The sequence below is a fragment of the Rhizobium leguminosarum genome (assembly GCF_004123835.1).
GTDB classification, from domain to species: Bacteria; Pseudomonadota; Alphaproteobacteria; order Rhizobiales; family Rhizobiaceae; genus Rhizobium; species Rhizobium leguminosarum_M.
Genome location: NZ_MZMU01000012.1, coordinates 257905 through 273700 on the forward strand (window position 1 = coordinate 257905; position 15796 = coordinate 273700).

The following is a 15796-nucleotide window of genomic DNA, read 5'->3' on the forward strand; positions in this document are numbered from 1 at the left end:
AGGAGACTATGATGAGCATCAAGCGTATCGACGTCGGCTCGCGCATGAGCGGCGCCGTCATTCACGGCAATACAGTCTATCTCGCAGGCCAGGTCGGCGAGGGCGAAAGCGTCACCGATCAATGCAAGTCCTCGCTTGCCGAAGTCGACCGCCTGCTGGCTGCATCAGGCAGCAGCAAGTCGAAGATCCTGCAGACGATCATCTACCTCGCCGACATCGCCGATTTCGCCGCGATGAACGCCGTCTGGGAAGGCTGGATCGATCCGGCCAATCCGCCGGCCCGCGCCACCAGCGAAGCCAAGCTCGCTGCGCCGAAATACAAGGTCGAGTTCATCATCACGGCCGCACTCGACTGAAGTCGCAGCGTCCCTATCCTTCAAGGCCGGTGAGTTTTCTCACCGGCTTTTTGTTTGCGCGATTTCCGAGAGCGTGCGCGTCGGTGTGATCGCTTCGGGATCGAGCTTGATTTCGATGATTGAGGGTTTGCCACTGGCGCGCGCCCGCTCGAAGGCCGGGGCGAAATCCGCCGTCGTCTCCACCGTCTCGCCGTGGCCGCCATAGGCGCGGGCAAGGGCTGCGAAGTCGGGATTGGTCAGATCGGTGCTGCTGACACGGCCAGGATACTCGCGCTCCTGATGCATGCGGATCGTGCCGTAGATGCCGTTGTTGACGACGATTGCGATGATCGGCAGGCTGTAGCGGATGGCGGTGGCGAATTCCTGGCCGTGCATCAGGAAGCAGCCGTCACCGGCAAAGCAGATGACCTCGCGCTCGGGAAAGAGCCGCTTGGCAGCCACCGCCGCCGGCAGGCCGTAACCCATTGAGCCTGAGGTGGGGGCGGCTTGGGTGTTGAAGCGGCGGAAACGATGAAAGCGGTGCACCCAGGTGGCGTAGTTGCCCGCACCATTGGTGAAGATCGTCTCAGGCCCGGTATTGGCCTCCAGCCATTCCATGATCGGCCCCATATGGACGGCGCCCGGTCCGCTCAAGGGCGGCTTCGACCAGGCGAGATAGGCCTGGTGCATGCGTTCCGCGCGCTCCGCCCAGTGCGGCTCGGCCGGCGCTTCCAGATCGGCGAGCGCTTCAACGAAATCGGCAGCAGCGGCGCAGATCGCAAGATCCGGACGGTAGATACGGCCGAGTTCGGACGCATCGGGATAGACGTGGACCAACGATTGCTGGGGGTATGGGATATCGATCAGCGTATAGGATGAGGAGGGCATTTCCGACATGCGGGCGCCGAGCAGGATCAGCAGGTCGCTCTCCTTGATCTCCTTTGCCAGCGCCGGATTGATGCCGATGCCGACATCGCCGGCATAACAGGGATGCAGATGATCGAACAGCATCTGCCGGCGGAACGAGCAGCCGACCGGCAATTTGAAACGTTCGGCGAAAATTGCAAAATCGGCGACGGCATCGGCATCCCAGCGCGTGCCGCCGAGGATCACCATCGGCCGCTCGGCTTTGAGCAGGCGCAGATAGAGATCGTCGATCTGGCTGCGACCGGGGTGGGCTTCGACGCCGACATAGCGCTTGGCTCGGGGCGCCTCGACTTCGTCGCGGAGCATGTCTTCCGGCAGGGTCAGCACCACGGGGCCGGGGCGGCCGGAGGTTGCGATCGCAAAGGCGCGGGTGACGAACTCGGGAATGCGGGCGGCATCGTCGATCTCGCCCACCCATTTGGCGAATTCGGTGAAGGCGCGGCGGAACTCGACCTCCTGGAAGGCCTCGCGTTCTCTCGCTTCCCGCTGTACCTGGCCGATGAAGAGGATCATCGGGATCGAGTCCTGCTTGGCGATATGCAGGCCGGCGGAGGCGTTGGTGGCGCCGGGGCCACGGGTCACCATGCAAATGCCGGGTTCACCGGTCAGCCTGCCCCAGCAATCCGCCATCATCGCCGCTCCGCCCTCCTGGCGGCAGACGAGGACGTCGATATCGCTGTCGCGCAACGCGTCGAGCACGGCGAGGAAGCTCTCGCCGGGAACACAGGAGAGACGCTTGACACCGTTCGCCTTCAGCGCCTCGACGATCAGTTCCCCGCCCGTCTTCTTCATGACAATGCCTTCTTCATGACGATGCCTTCCTCTCGCGCTCGGCGAGTTCCGCCAGAATTTCTGCCTGGTGTTCGCCGAGACGCGGGCTCGGCCTGATATAACGCAGCGGCGTCTCCGACAGTACCACCGGCGTCCTGACTCCGGGGATCACCGTTCCGGCTGCATCCGCAAGGTCGATGCGCAGGCCGCGGGCCTGCACCTGCGGATGGGCGAACATTTCCTCGATCGTGTTGATTGCGCCTGATGGAACCGCGTTCTCTTCACAGGCCTTCAGCAGATCCGCCTTCGGCCATTTCAGCGTCTCGGTGGAGATGAGACGGCGCACTTCGCCGCGATTGGCGACGCGGGCCTTGTTGGTGGCGAAACGCTCGTCGCCGGCGATGGCCTCCAGGCAGAGGATGGTGCAGAGGCGACGGAACTGGCCGTCGTTTCCAACTGCAAGAATGAGGTACCCGTCCGCCGTCGGCACGACCTCATAGGGCGAGATATTGGGATGGGCATTGCCGAGGCGGGTCGGTGCGGCGCCGGAGACCAGGTAATTCATGTTCTGATTGGCGAGCACGGCCGATTGCACGTCGAGCAGGGCCATGTCGACCAACTGGCCTTCGCCTGACTTCAGGGCATGGATCAGAGCGGCTTCGATCGCCGAGACGGCATAGATGCCGGTGAAGATATCGGCGATGGCGACGCCTGCCTTCATCGGCTGGCCACCCGGCTCCCCGGTGATCGACATGAAGCCGGACATGCCCTGGACGATGTAATCGTAGCCGGCGAGGCTGGCATAAGGGCCGTTCTGGCCGAAGCCGGTGATCGAGCAATAGACGAGTTTCGGGTTCACCTTGCGCAGGCTGTCATAGTCGAGCCCGTATTTGACGAGGCCTCCGAGCTTGAAATTCTCGATGACCACTTCGGCGGTGGAGACGAGGCGGCGGACGAGATCCTGGCCTTCGGCGCTCTTCAGATCGGCAGTGACGGAGCGCTTGCCGCGATTGGCGGCATGGTAATAGGCGGCCGAGAGATTTTCGCCGTCGGCGCCCTCGACAAAGGGTGGCCCCCATTGGCGCGTGTCGTCGCCGCCGTCGGGATTTTCGACCTTGATGACGTCGGCACCGAGATCGGCGAGCATCTGTCCCGCCCAGGGGCCGGCGAGCACGCGGGCAAGCTCGATCACCCGGATGCCGGCGAGCGGCGGTTTTTTTGTCACGGTCTCCGTCATGTTCCTCCGGGCTCTCGTTCTTAGATCTGGGCTTAGATCTAGGGCGCCAGCGTCGCCTCTGATGTACCGGATACCGGTTTCGATGCAAAGCGGCGCTCGCGCCAGACAATGTAGAAGCCCGACGCCATGATAATCACGATGCCGAGCCATTTGACCGCATCCGGGAAGTCGCCAAAGACCAGCCAGGCGAAGATCGTCGCCGAGACGATCTCGAAATATTGCAGCGGCGCCAGCGTCGAGGCTGGTGCCGCGCGATAGGCGTAGACGCCAAGGATGCCCGCGATTGCGGCCATGGCGCCGACGCCGGCGAGATAGAACCAGGCGCGGCCTTCCGGCATGATCGGATCGAAGAGATCGGAGCCGGTTCCCTGGCCCAGAAAAAGCAGGACGGCGCAGAAGAGCAGGCCCCAGATGCTCATCTGGAACTGCATCGCCCAAGGGTCCTCCCTGTGCGAGAGGACGCGGGTCATCAGGACGAAGATCGCGATACAGAACGCACTGACGACAGGCAGAAGCGCGATGTAGCCGACCTCTTCAAAACTCGGCTGGATGATCAGCATCGCCCCGAAGAAACCGACGCCGCAGGCGCTATAGCGCCGCCAGCCAATCGTCTCCTTCAAGAAGATACCGCCGAGGATCGTCAGCATGATCGGCTCGACGAAGAAGATCGCAATCGCGTCGGCGACCGCCATGTATTTCAGCGTGGTGACGAAGGAGATCATCGAGACAGTGATGATCGCGCCGCGGATGGCATGGAACAGATTCTGACGCCAGGAAAAATCGGCGAGGCTGCGCCGCCATATTACAATCGGCAGCATGCAGATCGCCTGTACGGCAAAGCGGCCGGCGGTGATCTCCGCGGACGGGACTGTGACGATGGCAAGCTTGGCGAAAATATCGATGAGCGGCGAGAACATCACCGAGATAAACATCAGCACAAGCCCCATCGTCACGTCGGAGGCGGACGAAACGGGGCGGGCGGAGGTGCTGTTCATGATGAAATCCCTGTCACTCAGAATATTAGTCACTCAGGATATTGATCGCTCAGGATCTTGCGACGGCCCTGTCGCACCAGTCCGCGAAGGCTGCGATCGCCGCATCCGCGCCGATCTCATTCAGCGTCTCGTGCCGCATGTCCTGATATATCTCCGTGCTGATACGGGAGAAGCCTTGGCCTTTCAAATGGTTTGACAGCCAGTGCACGGCTTTTCCACGCTCCGTCGCCGGGTCTTCCCCGCCGCCGACGAGATGGATCGGCATGTCCCGCGGCAGCCGGTCGAGGTGGATTTTCTGCGGCGCGCGGAAGGTCAGCTCGAAGAGATCGAGCCAGAGAGAGACTGAGGCGTCGAAACCGCAGAGCGGATCGGCGACATATTTGTCGACTTCATCAGGTCTGCGCGACAGCCAGTCGAACTCTGTGCGGCGGCTGGGAATGGATTTGCCCCAAGCGCCGAAGGTGAGCTTCGGCAACAGGCCGCTCGGCACGTCGGAGCCCTTCAGCATACGCTCGGCAAGCAGGATCGCCTGGGCGGCGCGGCCGGCAAGGCCGACGGCGAAATTCGAATTCCAGACGGCGACGGCATTGAAGTCGGCCGGAGCCGTGACGGCAGCGTTGAGCGCGATGAGGCCGCCCATCGAATGGCCGAAAAGGATCACCGGCAGACCGGGGTGGCGGGAGGCCGCATGGCCGCGCATGGCGATGACGTCGCCGATCACCCTTTCGATCCCACCGCGCCGGGCGAAGCGGCCGATCGGCGCATCGGGTGCCTTCGTCTCGCCGTGGCCTCGATGATCATGGGCGTAGACGTGATAGCCGCGCGCCGCCATCGTCTCGGCAAAGATGCGGTATCGTTTCGAATGTTCGGCCAAGCCATGCGATATCAACAGGATGCCGCGCGCCGGATCGGCAGCCTCGGCATGGTGATAGGCGAGCGACGCCTCCGGCACGGCCAGCCTTTGCGTTTCAGAAAACATGGAGGTCCTCCCGGCGGCAACAGACCAGATCGCCGGGTAATTGCAACATGGGCATTTGATTATCTGATAACAATTTGCGGCCTTGTTGCGATTCAGGGTTGCGGTCTTATGATTTTGATGCTTATTTGTTCCTGTATTGTTCTTTTTTGGGGGTTGAAATGAGCAGCATGCAGTTGCGTACCTTGACGTTTGCCGTGTCGATGGTTGTTGCCGGTGCCGGCGTGGCGCAGGAGGCCGGCGGGCGCACCCGCTTCATTCTGGCGGCAAGCTGGCAGCCGGCCTTTTGCCAGACGAACCAGAAGAAGGCCGAGTGTGCGAGCCAGACCGGCGAGCGCCCCGATGCGACGAACTTTTCGTTGCACGGACTTTGGCCAATGCGGCAGGATTATTGCGGCGTAAGCGCCGAGCAGAAGGCCGCCGACAAGGATGGCGACTGGAACAAACTGCCGGAGGTCACGCTTGCGGCGGAGACGAAGACGGCGCTGGCAAAGGCGATGCCCGGCACGCAATCCGGTCTGGAACGGCATGAATGGGTGAAGCATGGCACCTGCACGAAGATGAGTGCCGACGACTATTTCGGCGTCGGCATGCATCTCGTAAGCGCACTCAACGCGTCGGCGGTGCGCGATCTTTTCGCTGCCAATATCGGCAAGCCGGTTAAGGCCGACGCGATCAAGGCGGCTTTCGACAAGAGCTTCGGGCCGGGTGCCGGCGACCGCGTCAAGATGAGCTGCCGGCGGGCCGGCAATGTCAGGATGATCAGCGAACTGACGATCGGGCTTTCGGAAGCCGCCGGGGCGGCATCGGCGAAAAGTACGGGCCTCGCCGATCTGATCCAGGGTGCTGGAAAAACGTCGTTCGGTTGTGACGAGGGCGTCGTCGATGCTGCGGGCTTTTGACCGGAAATCCTGAGTAAACCGGGTTTCGGCGTTGCCCGCAGGCGCTGTTTCGCCTACATAGCGGCACAATCGAAGTTTCCCGCCCGGAGCAGCGCAGCATGGCACGTCAGTTCATCTATCATATGTCCGGCCTCAACAAGGCCTATGGCAACAAGAAGATCCTGGAGAATATTCACCTTTCGTTCTACCCGGATGCCAAGATCGGTATCCTTGGTCCGAACGGCGCGGGTAAATCCACCGTGCTGCGCATCATCGCAGGTCAGGACAAGGAGTATACCGGCGAAGCCTGGCTTGCCGAAGGTGCGACGGTCGGCTACCTCGAGCAGGAGCCGCATCTCGATCCCAACAAGACGGTGTTCGAGAATGTCATGGAAGGTGTTGCCTCGAAGACGGCCGTCCTCGATCGCTACAACGAATTGATGATGAACTATTCCGACGAGACGGCGGAAGAGGGGGCCAAGCTTCAGGACGTCATCGACAGCCAGAACCTCTGGGATCTGGAAAGCCAGGTCGAGATGGCGATGGAAGCCCTGCGCTGCCCGCCGCGCGACGCCGAAGTCACCAGCCTTTCCGGTGGTGAGCGCCGCCGTGTCGCGCTCTGCCGCCTGCTGCTTTCGCAGCCGGATCTGCTGCTGCTCGACGAACCAACCAACCACCTGGACGCCGAAACCATCGCCTGGCTCGAAAAACATCTGCGCGACTATCCGGGCGCCGTGATGATGATTACCCACGATCGCTACTTCCTGGACAACGTCACCGGATGGATCCTCGAACTCGACCGCGGCCGTGGCATCCCCTACGAAGGCAACTACTCGGCCTACCTGCAGGCGAAAGCCAAGCGCATGCTGCAGGAAAGCCGCGAAGACGCATCGCGCCAGAAGGCGATCAGCCGCGAACAGGAATGGATCGCTTCCAGCCCGAAGGCTCGTCAGGCCAAGTCCAAGGCGCGTATCAAGTCCTATGAGCAGTTGGTGGATGCCGCCGAGAAGCAGCGTCCCGGCGACGCGCAGATCATCATCCCGGTCAGCGAGCGCCTTGGCCAGGTGGTCATCGAGATGGACGGCATCACCAAGGGCTTCGAGGGCCGCACGCTGATCAACGACCTGTCGATCAAGCTGCCGCCAGGCGGCATCGTCGGCATCATCGGCCCGAACGGCGCCGGTAAGACGACGCTATTCAGGATGATCACCGGCCAGGAAACGCCGGATGGCGGTTCGATCCGCATCGGCGAGACCGTGCATCTCGGTTATGTCGACCAGAGCCGTGACACCCTTGTGGCTGACAAGACGGTCTGGGAGGAAATCTCCGGCGGCGCCGAAATCATCAAGCTCGGCAAGTTCGACATGAACTCCCGTGCCTATTGCGGCGCCTTCAACTTCAAGGGTGGCGATCAGCAGCAGAAGGTCGGCAATCTCTCTGGTGGTCAGCGCAACCGTGTTCACCTTGCCAAGATGCTGAAGGCCGGCGGCAACGTTCTGCTGCTCGACGAACCGACCAACGACCTCGATACGGAAACTCTGGGTGCCTTGGAAAACGCGCTGGAGAACTTCGCCGGCTGCGCCATCATCATCAGCCACGATCGCATGTTCCTCGACCGACTGGCGACGCATATCCTCGCTTTCGAAGGCGACGGCCATGTTGAATGGTTCGAAGGCAACTTCGAGGATTATGAACAGGACAAGGTGCGCCGTCTCGGCCCCGACGCGCTCAACCCGGGCAGCCAGGCTCATAAGCGCCTGACACGCTGATTTCACTCATTTTTCGTTTGCGAAAGCCCCGGTTCGGCCGGGGCTTTTTCATATCAGGCCTTGTCGCAATCTGAGCAGCCAATTTCGCGGAGAGTGCAAATTGTCGCTTGCCACCGCTTTTCAAATCACATAAAGATATCTTTATATCTTGATTGGATCGAAGATGAGCGAACCCTTGAAGCTTGGACTGGATGCGCTGGTGGACGTCTTGAAGGCGGCCGGCGAGCCCACGCGCCTGCGTCTTCTGGCGCTTCTTGACGGCGGCGATCTCACGGTGACCGATCTTACCGAAATTCTCGGCCAATCCCAGCCCCGCATCTCCCGCCACCTGAAGCTGCTCGGCGAGGCCGAACTGATCGAACGCTACCAGGAAGGTGCCTGGGCCTATTTCCGCCTCAAGCAGGACGGTAAGGCAGCCATGCTGGTGCGGGCGTTGCTGAAGCATGTTTCGGAGAACGATCCGACCATCCTTCGTGACGGCGAGCGGCTTTCGCAGGTCAAGCGCCAGCGCGCCGAGCGGGCACAGGCCTATTTCAGCCGCAACGCGGCCGAATGGGACGAGCTTCGCCGCCTGCATGCGGCCGATGAGGAGGTCGACGCTGCCGTCATCCGGCTGCTCGGCAGCCAGCCGATCGACTCGCTGCTCGATCTCGGTACCGGCACCGGCCGCATCCTCGAACTCCTGTCCGGGCTCTACCGCCGGGCGACCGGCGTTGATGCCAGCCGCGACATGCTGAGCGTGGCACGCGCCAATCTCGACAAGTCCCGCATCACCAAGGCCACCGTGCGCCACGCCGATATCCTGAACCTGCCGTTCGAGGGACAGGATTTCGATCTGGTGACGATCCATCAGGTGCTGCATTTCTTCGATCAGCCAGAGATTGCGATCGCGGAAGCGGCGCGCATGCTCCGGCCGGGCGGCCGGCTCGTGGTCATCGACCTTGCGCCGCACACGCTCGAATATCTCCGCGACGAGCATGCGCATGTCCGTCTCGGTTTTTCGCACCAGGCGATGTCCGACTGGTTGCGCAAAGCCGGGCTCGACGTCGAGCAGGTCGTCGATCTTCATCCGGGTCAGCAAAGCGGGCAGGGGTTGACGGTCACCGTCTGGCTCGCGCGCGATCCGAGGCGCCTCATGGCTTCGCAGACGAGCGAAGGCGCCGAACCTACATTTGCCGGGAGGGTATGACATGGCTTTGAAAAACGATGCGCGCGGCCGCAACATCGGGGTCTCTTTCGAATTTTTCCCGCCGAAATCGGAGGAGATGGAAGGGCAGCTCTGGCATACCGTCAGCGAACTGCAGGACTGGGACCCGGATTTCGTGTCGGTAACCTATGGCGCCGGCGGCACCACCAGAGCGCCGACGCTGACCGCGGTCACGCGGTTCCTGTCGCAGACTCCGCTTGCCACCGCCTCGCATCTCACCTGCGTCGGCGCGACGAAGGAAGAGACGCATCAGGTGGTCGACACGTTCCGCAAAGCCGGCGTGACGCATTTCGTGGCGCTGCGTGGCGATGCGCCCGGTGGTGCCGGCGCGCCCTACCAGCCGCATCCCGGCGGATATGCCAATGCGGCGGAGCTGGTGGCCGGCCTGAAGGAAATCGACGATTTCGAGATTTCGGTTTCCGCCTATCCGGAAAAACACCCGGAAAGCCGCGATACGGCGGCCGATATCGACATGCTGAAGCGCAAGGCCGACAATGGCGCCGACCGGGCACTGACGCAGTTCTTCTTCGACAACGACAATTTCGAGCGCTACCTGGAACGGGTGCGCGGCGCCGGCATCTCGATCCCTGTTGTGCCCGGCATCATGCCGATTCAGAACCTGACGCAGCTGAAGCGCTTCGCCGGGGCCTGCGGCACTGTTATCCCCGCCTTTCTCGACGAGCGCTTCGCAGGCTTCGATGACAAGCCCGAGGAGAGGGCGAAAGTCGCCGCCGAAGTCGCTGCCGAACAGATCGAAGATCTCGTCCGGCGCGGCATCCACGACTTCCATCTCTATACGATGAACCGCGCGCCGCTGGTTTCCGCCGTGCTCGACAATCTCGGCCTCTCCCGCCGGCAAACAAAAAGTGCTGGCGCAGCCGCCTGATCTTTGCGCGTCTGAAAGACGCGCGGCGCTGTAAAAGTGAAAAGCGCATGTCGGGCGGGACATGCGCTTTTTCGTTGGCGGATTGATCAGCTATTCAGGAGTTTAGGCACTATCAGTCATTACACTTTCGTCGGCCAGCTCAGATGAAGAGCATGGACAAGACGAAAGCAAACGCTGCACTGACCAACAGAACATTCAAGGATTGCGTGAGTCCCATGTCTGTCTCCTCGCGTTAACCGGCCAATAATATGTCTGAAATATGTCGGTTGGGAAGCAGATCTTATGCTGCGCTGCAGAACGGTTCAGTGGATAAGTCGAATTGTGTTTCGGTAAGTGTTTGAAATTATTTGTTAATTTGCAACAAATTTTTGTTCACAGATTTTAACATGCCGTTAAATCGGGCGATTGCGCATTTACCTATGCGCCCAAAACATGGCGGGATCGCAACCGGTTGAAAACATGTGGAATTCGCAACCGGTTTCAGGCGGCCTTGGCCAGCAGGCGATAGGCGCGGCCGTCGAGAATGACGAGGCCGAAACCGATCAGCGCCATGCCGGCGAATTCACCCAATGCGAGCCTTTCGCCGAGGAAGAGCACGCCGAGAAGGATGGCGCTCGGCGGCACCAGCAGAGTGACGAGCGAGGCGTTGGTGGCGCCGGCCGCCGCCATGATCCGGAAATAGAGGATGTAGCCGAAGGCCGTCGACAGCAGCGCCAGTGCCAGGATGGCGAGGAGGGCATCGAGCGGCGGTGCGGCAAGCGCCCAGGGACGATCGGCCAGCAGCGACAGCGGCAGCGCAATCAGCGAAGAGGCGGTCAACTGTCCGGCTGCGGTGACAGGGGCGGGAACATTCTTGAACCGTTTTCCGTAAGTGGCGGCGAAACCATAGGAGATCGCGGCAAGGACGGGAAGAAGCAGCGCCCAGAGCGGCGCTTCGCCACCGGCCGACATGCCGGGGCCGATCAGCACCATGGTTCCGGCGAGGCCAACGAGGCAGCCGGCGATCTTAGCCGGCGACAGCTTCTCGTCTGAGGTGAAATAGTTGGCGATCAGTACGGTCCAGATCGGTGTCGTCGCATTCAGGATCGCCGCAAGACCGGCCCCGATCCGGGTCTGGCCGAAAAAGATCAAGGCATGGGGCAGGGCATTGTTGATGAGCCCGAGGATCAGGAATTCGCGCCAGCGCGCCTTAAGGATCGCATAAAAGTCGAAACGGCCGGCGATATAGATATGCAGCGCCAGCGCTGCGAGCAGCAGTCTGAGGAAGACGAGGGTCAGCGGCGGCACGTGCTGGACGGCGATGCGGGCAAAGAAGAAGGAGCCGCCCCAGATCAGGCCGAGCAGGACCAGCAGACCCCAGGTCCAGGCATTCATTCTGTTGTCCATGCCGATGCCTCCCTCGCAAGCCGTGTTTGCCGAAAGCCGTCCCCGGTTTTCGGCCTGATGCTTTAGCGCAGGCGGCGAACGGCGCCACCCGTTTCTTGCGAAGCGGGCGGCGGTAAGGCTCTAGCGGGGATCAGAGGGCGTTGAGAAGGGCAGGCGTCGCCCATCCGTCGGCCGGCATGCCGAGGCGCTGCTGTTCCTTCTGGATCGCGACACGCGTGCCGGAGCCGAGGATGCCATCGATCTCGCCGACATCATGGCCGAGCGACTGCAGCTTGGTCTGCAGCGCCTTCATCTGGTCGCTGGCAAGCCCCTGTTCCGGCACGCCCTTGAGATAGGGTTCGGCGCCCGAAAGGCGTGTCCCGAAATAGGCGGCCGAGGTCGTGTAGATGAACGACTTGTTCCATTCGAGATAGATCTTGAAATTGGGATAGGCGATGAAGGCCGGTCCCATGCGGCCCTGCGGCAGCACGAGGTCGCCTTCGAGGTTACCGAAGGCGGTGTTGCCGTCGCGCGGCTTGACGCCGAGCGCGAACCATTCGGCGGCCTTCATCGTGCCGCCAAGACCGGATTTCTCGAAGGGCAGGTTATCGGGCACGGTCACTTCCTGCAGCCAGGGCTGGCCGCGCTCGAAGCCGAGGTGCTGGATGAATTTCGCCGCCGTCAGGATGGCGTCCGGGCTGCTCTGTTTCAGGCGGACATGGCCGTCACCGTCGCCGTCCATGCCATAGGCGATGATGTCACGCGGCAGCATCTGCACCTGGCCGATCTCGCCAGCCCAGGCGCCGGTATTGGTGGCGGGGTCGAGGTCGCCGTGCTGGACCATCTCGATAAGGGCGATCAGCTGCGGACGGAAGAGTTCCGGGCGGCGGCAATCATGCGACAGCGTCACAAGAGCGTTGCGGGTGTTGAAATCGCCCTGGACGGCGCCGAAATCGGTTTCCATCGCCCAGAAGGCGGTGATGACGCCCGGGGGCACGCCGAATTCCTGCTCGGCGCGGGCAAAGACGTCGGCATATTGCTTCATCTTCTGGCGGCCGATGTCGAGGCGGGCCTGGCTGACGGTGCGCTGGGAGAATTCGAGGAAAGTCTGCTTGAAGACGCCTTGGGCGCGATCCCGGCTCAGGACTTTGGGGTCGATATCGGCGCCGGCGAAGGCCTCGTCGGCGGCTGCCGCACTGGCGCCGGCTGCGACTGCATCTTTCTTCACGCCTTCGAGGAAAGCGGACAGATCGCCGCCGCAGGGCGCTGCCGGGGCTGCGCCCGGCGCCTGCTGGGCGGCCGCGCCGCCTGCGAGGGCGAGGGCAAACAGAAGGGCGAGTGCAGAGCGGCTTGCGAGCGAGCGGTGCATGGATGTGGTCCTTATATCAAAAAGATTGCCGTCGCTTTCACAGACGAATGTGACGGAAGCAAGAAACATCGCAAGACGTTACTAAGAATTTCTATCCTTGGAAACGGCCGCGACCCAATTGTTCCAGTTCTTTGCGCTGCCGGCAAAGACATTGATATCGGTCGGCCCACTGATGCCGGGAATAACCCCGGTCGAGGTATATTGCCAGAAGGCCCAGCGGCGGTCGGAATAGGTCACCTCGGGGTGTTTTGCCACCGACCGGACCCAGAAATGATAATCCTGGAAGTAGCCGGCGAGATTTTCGCGGTGGAAATCGACCGAGGTATAGATGATCGGGCGCTTGCCGTAATAGGCCTCCAGCCGGTCCATGAAACGCTGCATTTCGGCGCGCACCGTTTCAGCGTCGGGTCGGTAGCGGCAGGTCTTCGATTCGGCGTTCCATTCGACGTCGAGCACCGGCGGCAGGCGCATCGCCTCCTTCGGCACGTTGCGGATGAACCAGTCGGCCTGCTGATCGGCGGAGGAGCAGAAATAGTAGAAATGATAGGGAGCGTGCGGGATGCCGGCGGCGCGGGCCTCTCGCCAGTATTCGTCGAAGCGCGGATCGACCCTGTCCTTGCCTTCGGTGGCCTTGATGAAGGCGAATGCGACGCCGGAATTCTTCACCGTGCCCCAGTCGATATCGCCCTGCCATTTGGAAATGTCGATGCCGTGCACCTGGTTGAGCTGCGGATGCTTGGCTCCGAAATCCTGGGGATCGGTATCCTTGAAGCGCGTCTTCGGCTTGATCGACGCCGTTTCGAGGTAGTCATAACCGGAGGAACTGCAGCCGGCCAAAAGGACGGCCAAGGGCAAAACGCAAAACAAAAGCCGGCGCATGGGCGTCCCGTCGTAGCTCGAATGATCTCTTTGCCCCACAACCTGACCTTCGAAAAAGACGAGTCAGCAGAGGATAACCCTCTTTTCACCATATCAACGTAAAAAATCGGTTAGTTTCAAGCGAATTATGAGCGCTTGCTGATAATAGCTGCCCGCCAGGCATAACCGCCGCCGACGGTATCGAACAACAATGTCGCGTTGTTTTCATGGGCTTGCGCTTCCAGGACCTGGCGCAGATCGGGGCGCGGGGTGACGTGGAATTTCGCAAGCCAGGACTGCAGCATGCGCCGGAACCAGCCCGGTAAGCCTTCCTGCTGGCCGAAATCGACGATGTGCAGCTGGCCGCCGGGATTGAGGGCGGCGATCGATGCATCAACGGCGCGCTCCCAGTCCGGGATCATCGACAGGGCGTAGGAAATCAGGATGCGGTCGAAACCGCTGACGCCGAATTCGCGCGGTGTGAAGGCCGTGGCGTCGGCGACGCGAAATTCCGGGATCGTCGCCTTGGTGGCGAAGGTCTTGCGCGCCGAAATCAGCATTTCCTGGGAAATGTCGAGGCCGAACAGCTTGGCGGTCGGGAAATGCCTGTGGGCGAAAGCCATGTTGCGCCCGGTGCCGCAGCCGACTTCAAGCAGCGTGCCGCCTTCGGGCACGTCGAGGTTGCGGATCGTGCTGTCGCGGCCGAGAAGATAATATTTGCGGGTCAGGTCGTAGATATGGCGCTGGTAGCGGTACATGCCATCCATGAGGCTGGCATGTTCATCGCTCTGTCCTGCCGTCTCAGTGCCGACCTTGCTCACGCTTTCTTCCCGTAAATGTGGAAGCCGCCGTAGATTGCCGAGCGATCAAGCGCAGTCAGTTCACGCGACTTCTCTTCGAAGTAATTCCATTGGTCGCGGATCGCCGGAGCCAAACGGCCTTCGATGATGCTTTTTTCGGCGGCGGTGCGGAAGATCACGCGGGCGCCTTCGCGCGCCGTGCGGGTGATTTCCGTCCAGACGTCGTTCAGCTGCTCGTCCGTCATCCAGTCCTGTGCATCGAGCAGGATGTAGCGGTCGCGTGAGGCGGCCGGCTCGCGGGCCAGAAGCTCGGTGAAGCTTGCGTGGTGGACATTGACGCGGTCGACACTGGCGCGGATCACCTGATAGTGCTCCGACTTCAGATAGGTCGGCAGCGGGCCTTCCGCTTCGGTGCCGTAGCGGCGGCCGAAGGCCTGCCAGGCGAAATAGTTGTCGCTCATCGGGAAATGACAGGCGAGCTTTTCCAAGCGGTACTTCAGCACTGGCGCGATCGAATGATCGGCGGCAAGACTTGCGAGTTCGTCATATTGCTGCGGCGGAATGCCGAGGCCGAAGAGCGAGCTCTTGCGGCCGGTGATCCAGCGCACGACCGGCTTTTCGAAGAGCGGCGCGATCTGTTCGTCGAAGAACTGGCGCTGCTCGCGGATCGAGCGGGTCTTGGTCATCTCGCGCAGCTTGACGCCATGCAGGCGGGCAAGAAGGTGGGCGGCGCCGATGAAGCGGCCGAGCAGGCCCGTCTCGTAAATGTTGCGGTCGAAGACGGTGACGCGGCGACGGCCGAACTTACGGCCGTTCCAGTAGCTGCGGGTCGCCTCGTCGAGACGGGCGGCGAGATGCTGGTCGTAGGCGCGGCTGTTCGACTTCTCGTTCGGCATTGCCAGGAAGCGGACGAGATCGGCATGGCCGGGAAGATGCTTGAAGGCGGCAAGCTTCAGGCGGTTCAGCGCGATGTGGTGCGGGTTGAGATCGACCACGTCGATCGAAGCCGGCGCTTTGGAGAGATAGGCGAGCATGTTACAGCCGCCGGAACCGATGGTGACGATGCGATGGTTTGGCTTCAGCTCCATCGCCTGCATGTCGAGATCCGGATCCTCCCAGATCTGCGGATAGACGAGGCCGGAGAAGAGAAGGCCGAAGAGACGCTCGGAAAAGCCATCCTTCGAAAAAGCCTTATGGCGGAGAAGGGCATCCTTGAGTTTCCGGTTCTTGCGGAAGCCGGCATCCGGTGCAAATTCTGACATGAGTCTGTCACCTTTTTAGCGTTCAGGGCGTGTAGCGCGCCTCTGCTACAGTTTGATGACGCGGGCTGTGGAGGAGCCGCTCCTGGGAGACTTCGACCTCCTCGGGAAAGCGACCGGGATGGCTCTCCTCGGAAAGTGATCGGGACGATGGCTCTTCT

At 61.7% G+C, this 15796-nt stretch carries 14 protein-coding genes; 5 read left to right on the forward strand and 9 right to left on the reverse strand.

What is annotated here, in order from left to right; all coding sequences use genetic code 11:
• Nucleotides 1-11: 11 nt before the first annotated feature.
• On the forward strand, nt 12-356 hold the full coding sequence (locus tag B5P46_RS18010; protein WP_129420518.1) for a RidA family protein: 345 nt from the start codon (nt 12-14) through the stop codon (nt 354-356).
• A gap of 39 nt (nt 357-395) precedes the next feature.
• Here the strand turns inward: B5P46_RS18010 and B5P46_RS18015 are convergent, their stop codons facing one another.
• From B5P46_RS18015 to B5P46_RS18030, 4 genes are read right to left on the reverse strand one after another with little or no spacing between them, the layout of a single operon-like run.
• Entirely contained in the window at nt 396-2054 is a 1659-nt protein-coding gene (locus B5P46_RS18015; RefSeq protein ID WP_129419852.1) for a thiamine pyrophosphate-binding protein, read from the reverse strand.
• Nucleotides 2055-2067: 13 nt separating this feature from the next.
• Nucleotides 2068-3270: a CaiB/BaiF CoA transferase family protein gene (locus B5P46_RS18020; RefSeq protein ID WP_129419854.1), complete on the reverse strand. Its 1203-nt coding sequence runs from the start codon at nt 3268-3270 to the stop codon at nt 2068-2070.
• A gap of 38 nt (nt 3271-3308) precedes the next feature.
• Nucleotides 3309-4265, reverse strand: coding sequence for a DMT family transporter (locus tag B5P46_RS18025; protein WP_129419856.1), 957 nt, complete (start codon nt 4263-4265; stop codon nt 3309-3311).
• 49 nt (nt 4266-4314) lie between these two features.
• Complete coding sequence (locus B5P46_RS18030; protein WP_129419858.1) at nt 4315-5244, reverse strand: alpha/beta fold hydrolase; 930 nt, start codon at nt 5242-5244, stop codon at nt 4315-4317.
• Between the two features lie 158 nt (nt 5245-5402).
• On the opposite strand from B5P46_RS18030, the gene B5P46_RS18035 reads away from it, so the two are divergent.
• The 4 genes from B5P46_RS18035 (at nt 5403) to metF (ending at nt 9984) form a co-directional block, all read left to right on the forward strand.
• Nucleotides 5403-6143 (forward strand): ribonuclease T2 family protein, encoded by a 741-nt coding sequence (locus B5P46_RS18035; RefSeq protein ID WP_129419860.1) that lies wholly within the window; start codon nt 5403-5405, stop codon nt 6141-6143.
• 98 nt (nt 6144-6241) lie between these two features.
• Nucleotides 6242-7891, forward strand: a complete 1650-nt coding sequence (gene ettA, locus B5P46_RS18040; RefSeq protein WP_129419862.1) for an energy-dependent translational throttle protein EttA — start codon at nt 6242-6244, stop codon at nt 7889-7891.
• A gap of 163 nt (nt 7892-8054) precedes the next feature.
• Nucleotides 8055-9080, forward strand: coding sequence for an ArsR/SmtB family transcription factor (locus B5P46_RS18045; protein WP_020050858.1), 1026 nt, complete (start codon nt 8055-8057; stop codon nt 9078-9080).
• Between the two features lies 1 nt (nt 9081).
• On the forward strand, nt 9082-9984 hold the full coding sequence (metF, locus tag B5P46_RS18050; RefSeq protein ID WP_129419863.1) for a methylenetetrahydrofolate reductase [NAD(P)H]: 903 nt from the start codon (nt 9082-9084) through the stop codon (nt 9982-9984).
• Nucleotides 9985-10464: 480 nt separating this feature from the next.
• Here metF and B5P46_RS18055 read toward each other — a convergent pair whose 3' ends face one another.
• From B5P46_RS18055 to B5P46_RS18075, 5 genes are all read right to left on the reverse strand, one after another.
• Nucleotides 10465-11370, reverse strand: coding sequence for a DMT family transporter (locus B5P46_RS18055; protein WP_129419865.1), 906 nt, complete (start codon nt 11368-11370; stop codon nt 10465-10467).
• 130 nt (nt 11371-11500) lie between these two features.
• Complete coding sequence (locus B5P46_RS18060; protein ID WP_129419867.1) at nt 11501-12718, reverse strand: lytic murein transglycosylase; 1218 nt, start codon at nt 12716-12718, stop codon at nt 11501-11503.
• Between the two features lie 81 nt (nt 12719-12799).
• Nucleotides 12800-13597: a glycoside hydrolase family 25 protein gene (locus B5P46_RS18065; RefSeq protein WP_129419869.1), complete on the reverse strand. Its 798-nt coding sequence runs from the start codon at nt 13595-13597 to the stop codon at nt 12800-12802.
• Nucleotides 13598-13722: 125 nt separating this feature from the next.
• A complete protein-coding gene (locus tag B5P46_RS18070) occupies nt 13723-14397 on the reverse strand; it encodes a class I SAM-dependent methyltransferase (protein WP_129419871.1) in 675 nt (224 codons plus the stop codon).
• Nucleotides 14394-15638 carry a DUF3419 family protein gene (locus B5P46_RS18075; RefSeq protein ID WP_129419873.1) on the reverse strand — a complete coding sequence of 415 codons (1245 nt, stop codon included), beginning with the start codon at nt 15636-15638 and terminating at the stop codon, nt 14394-14396. The genes B5P46_RS18070 and B5P46_RS18075 overlap by 4 nt, the downstream gene beginning before the upstream one ends.
• Between the last annotated feature and the right edge of the window lie 158 nt (nt 15639-15796).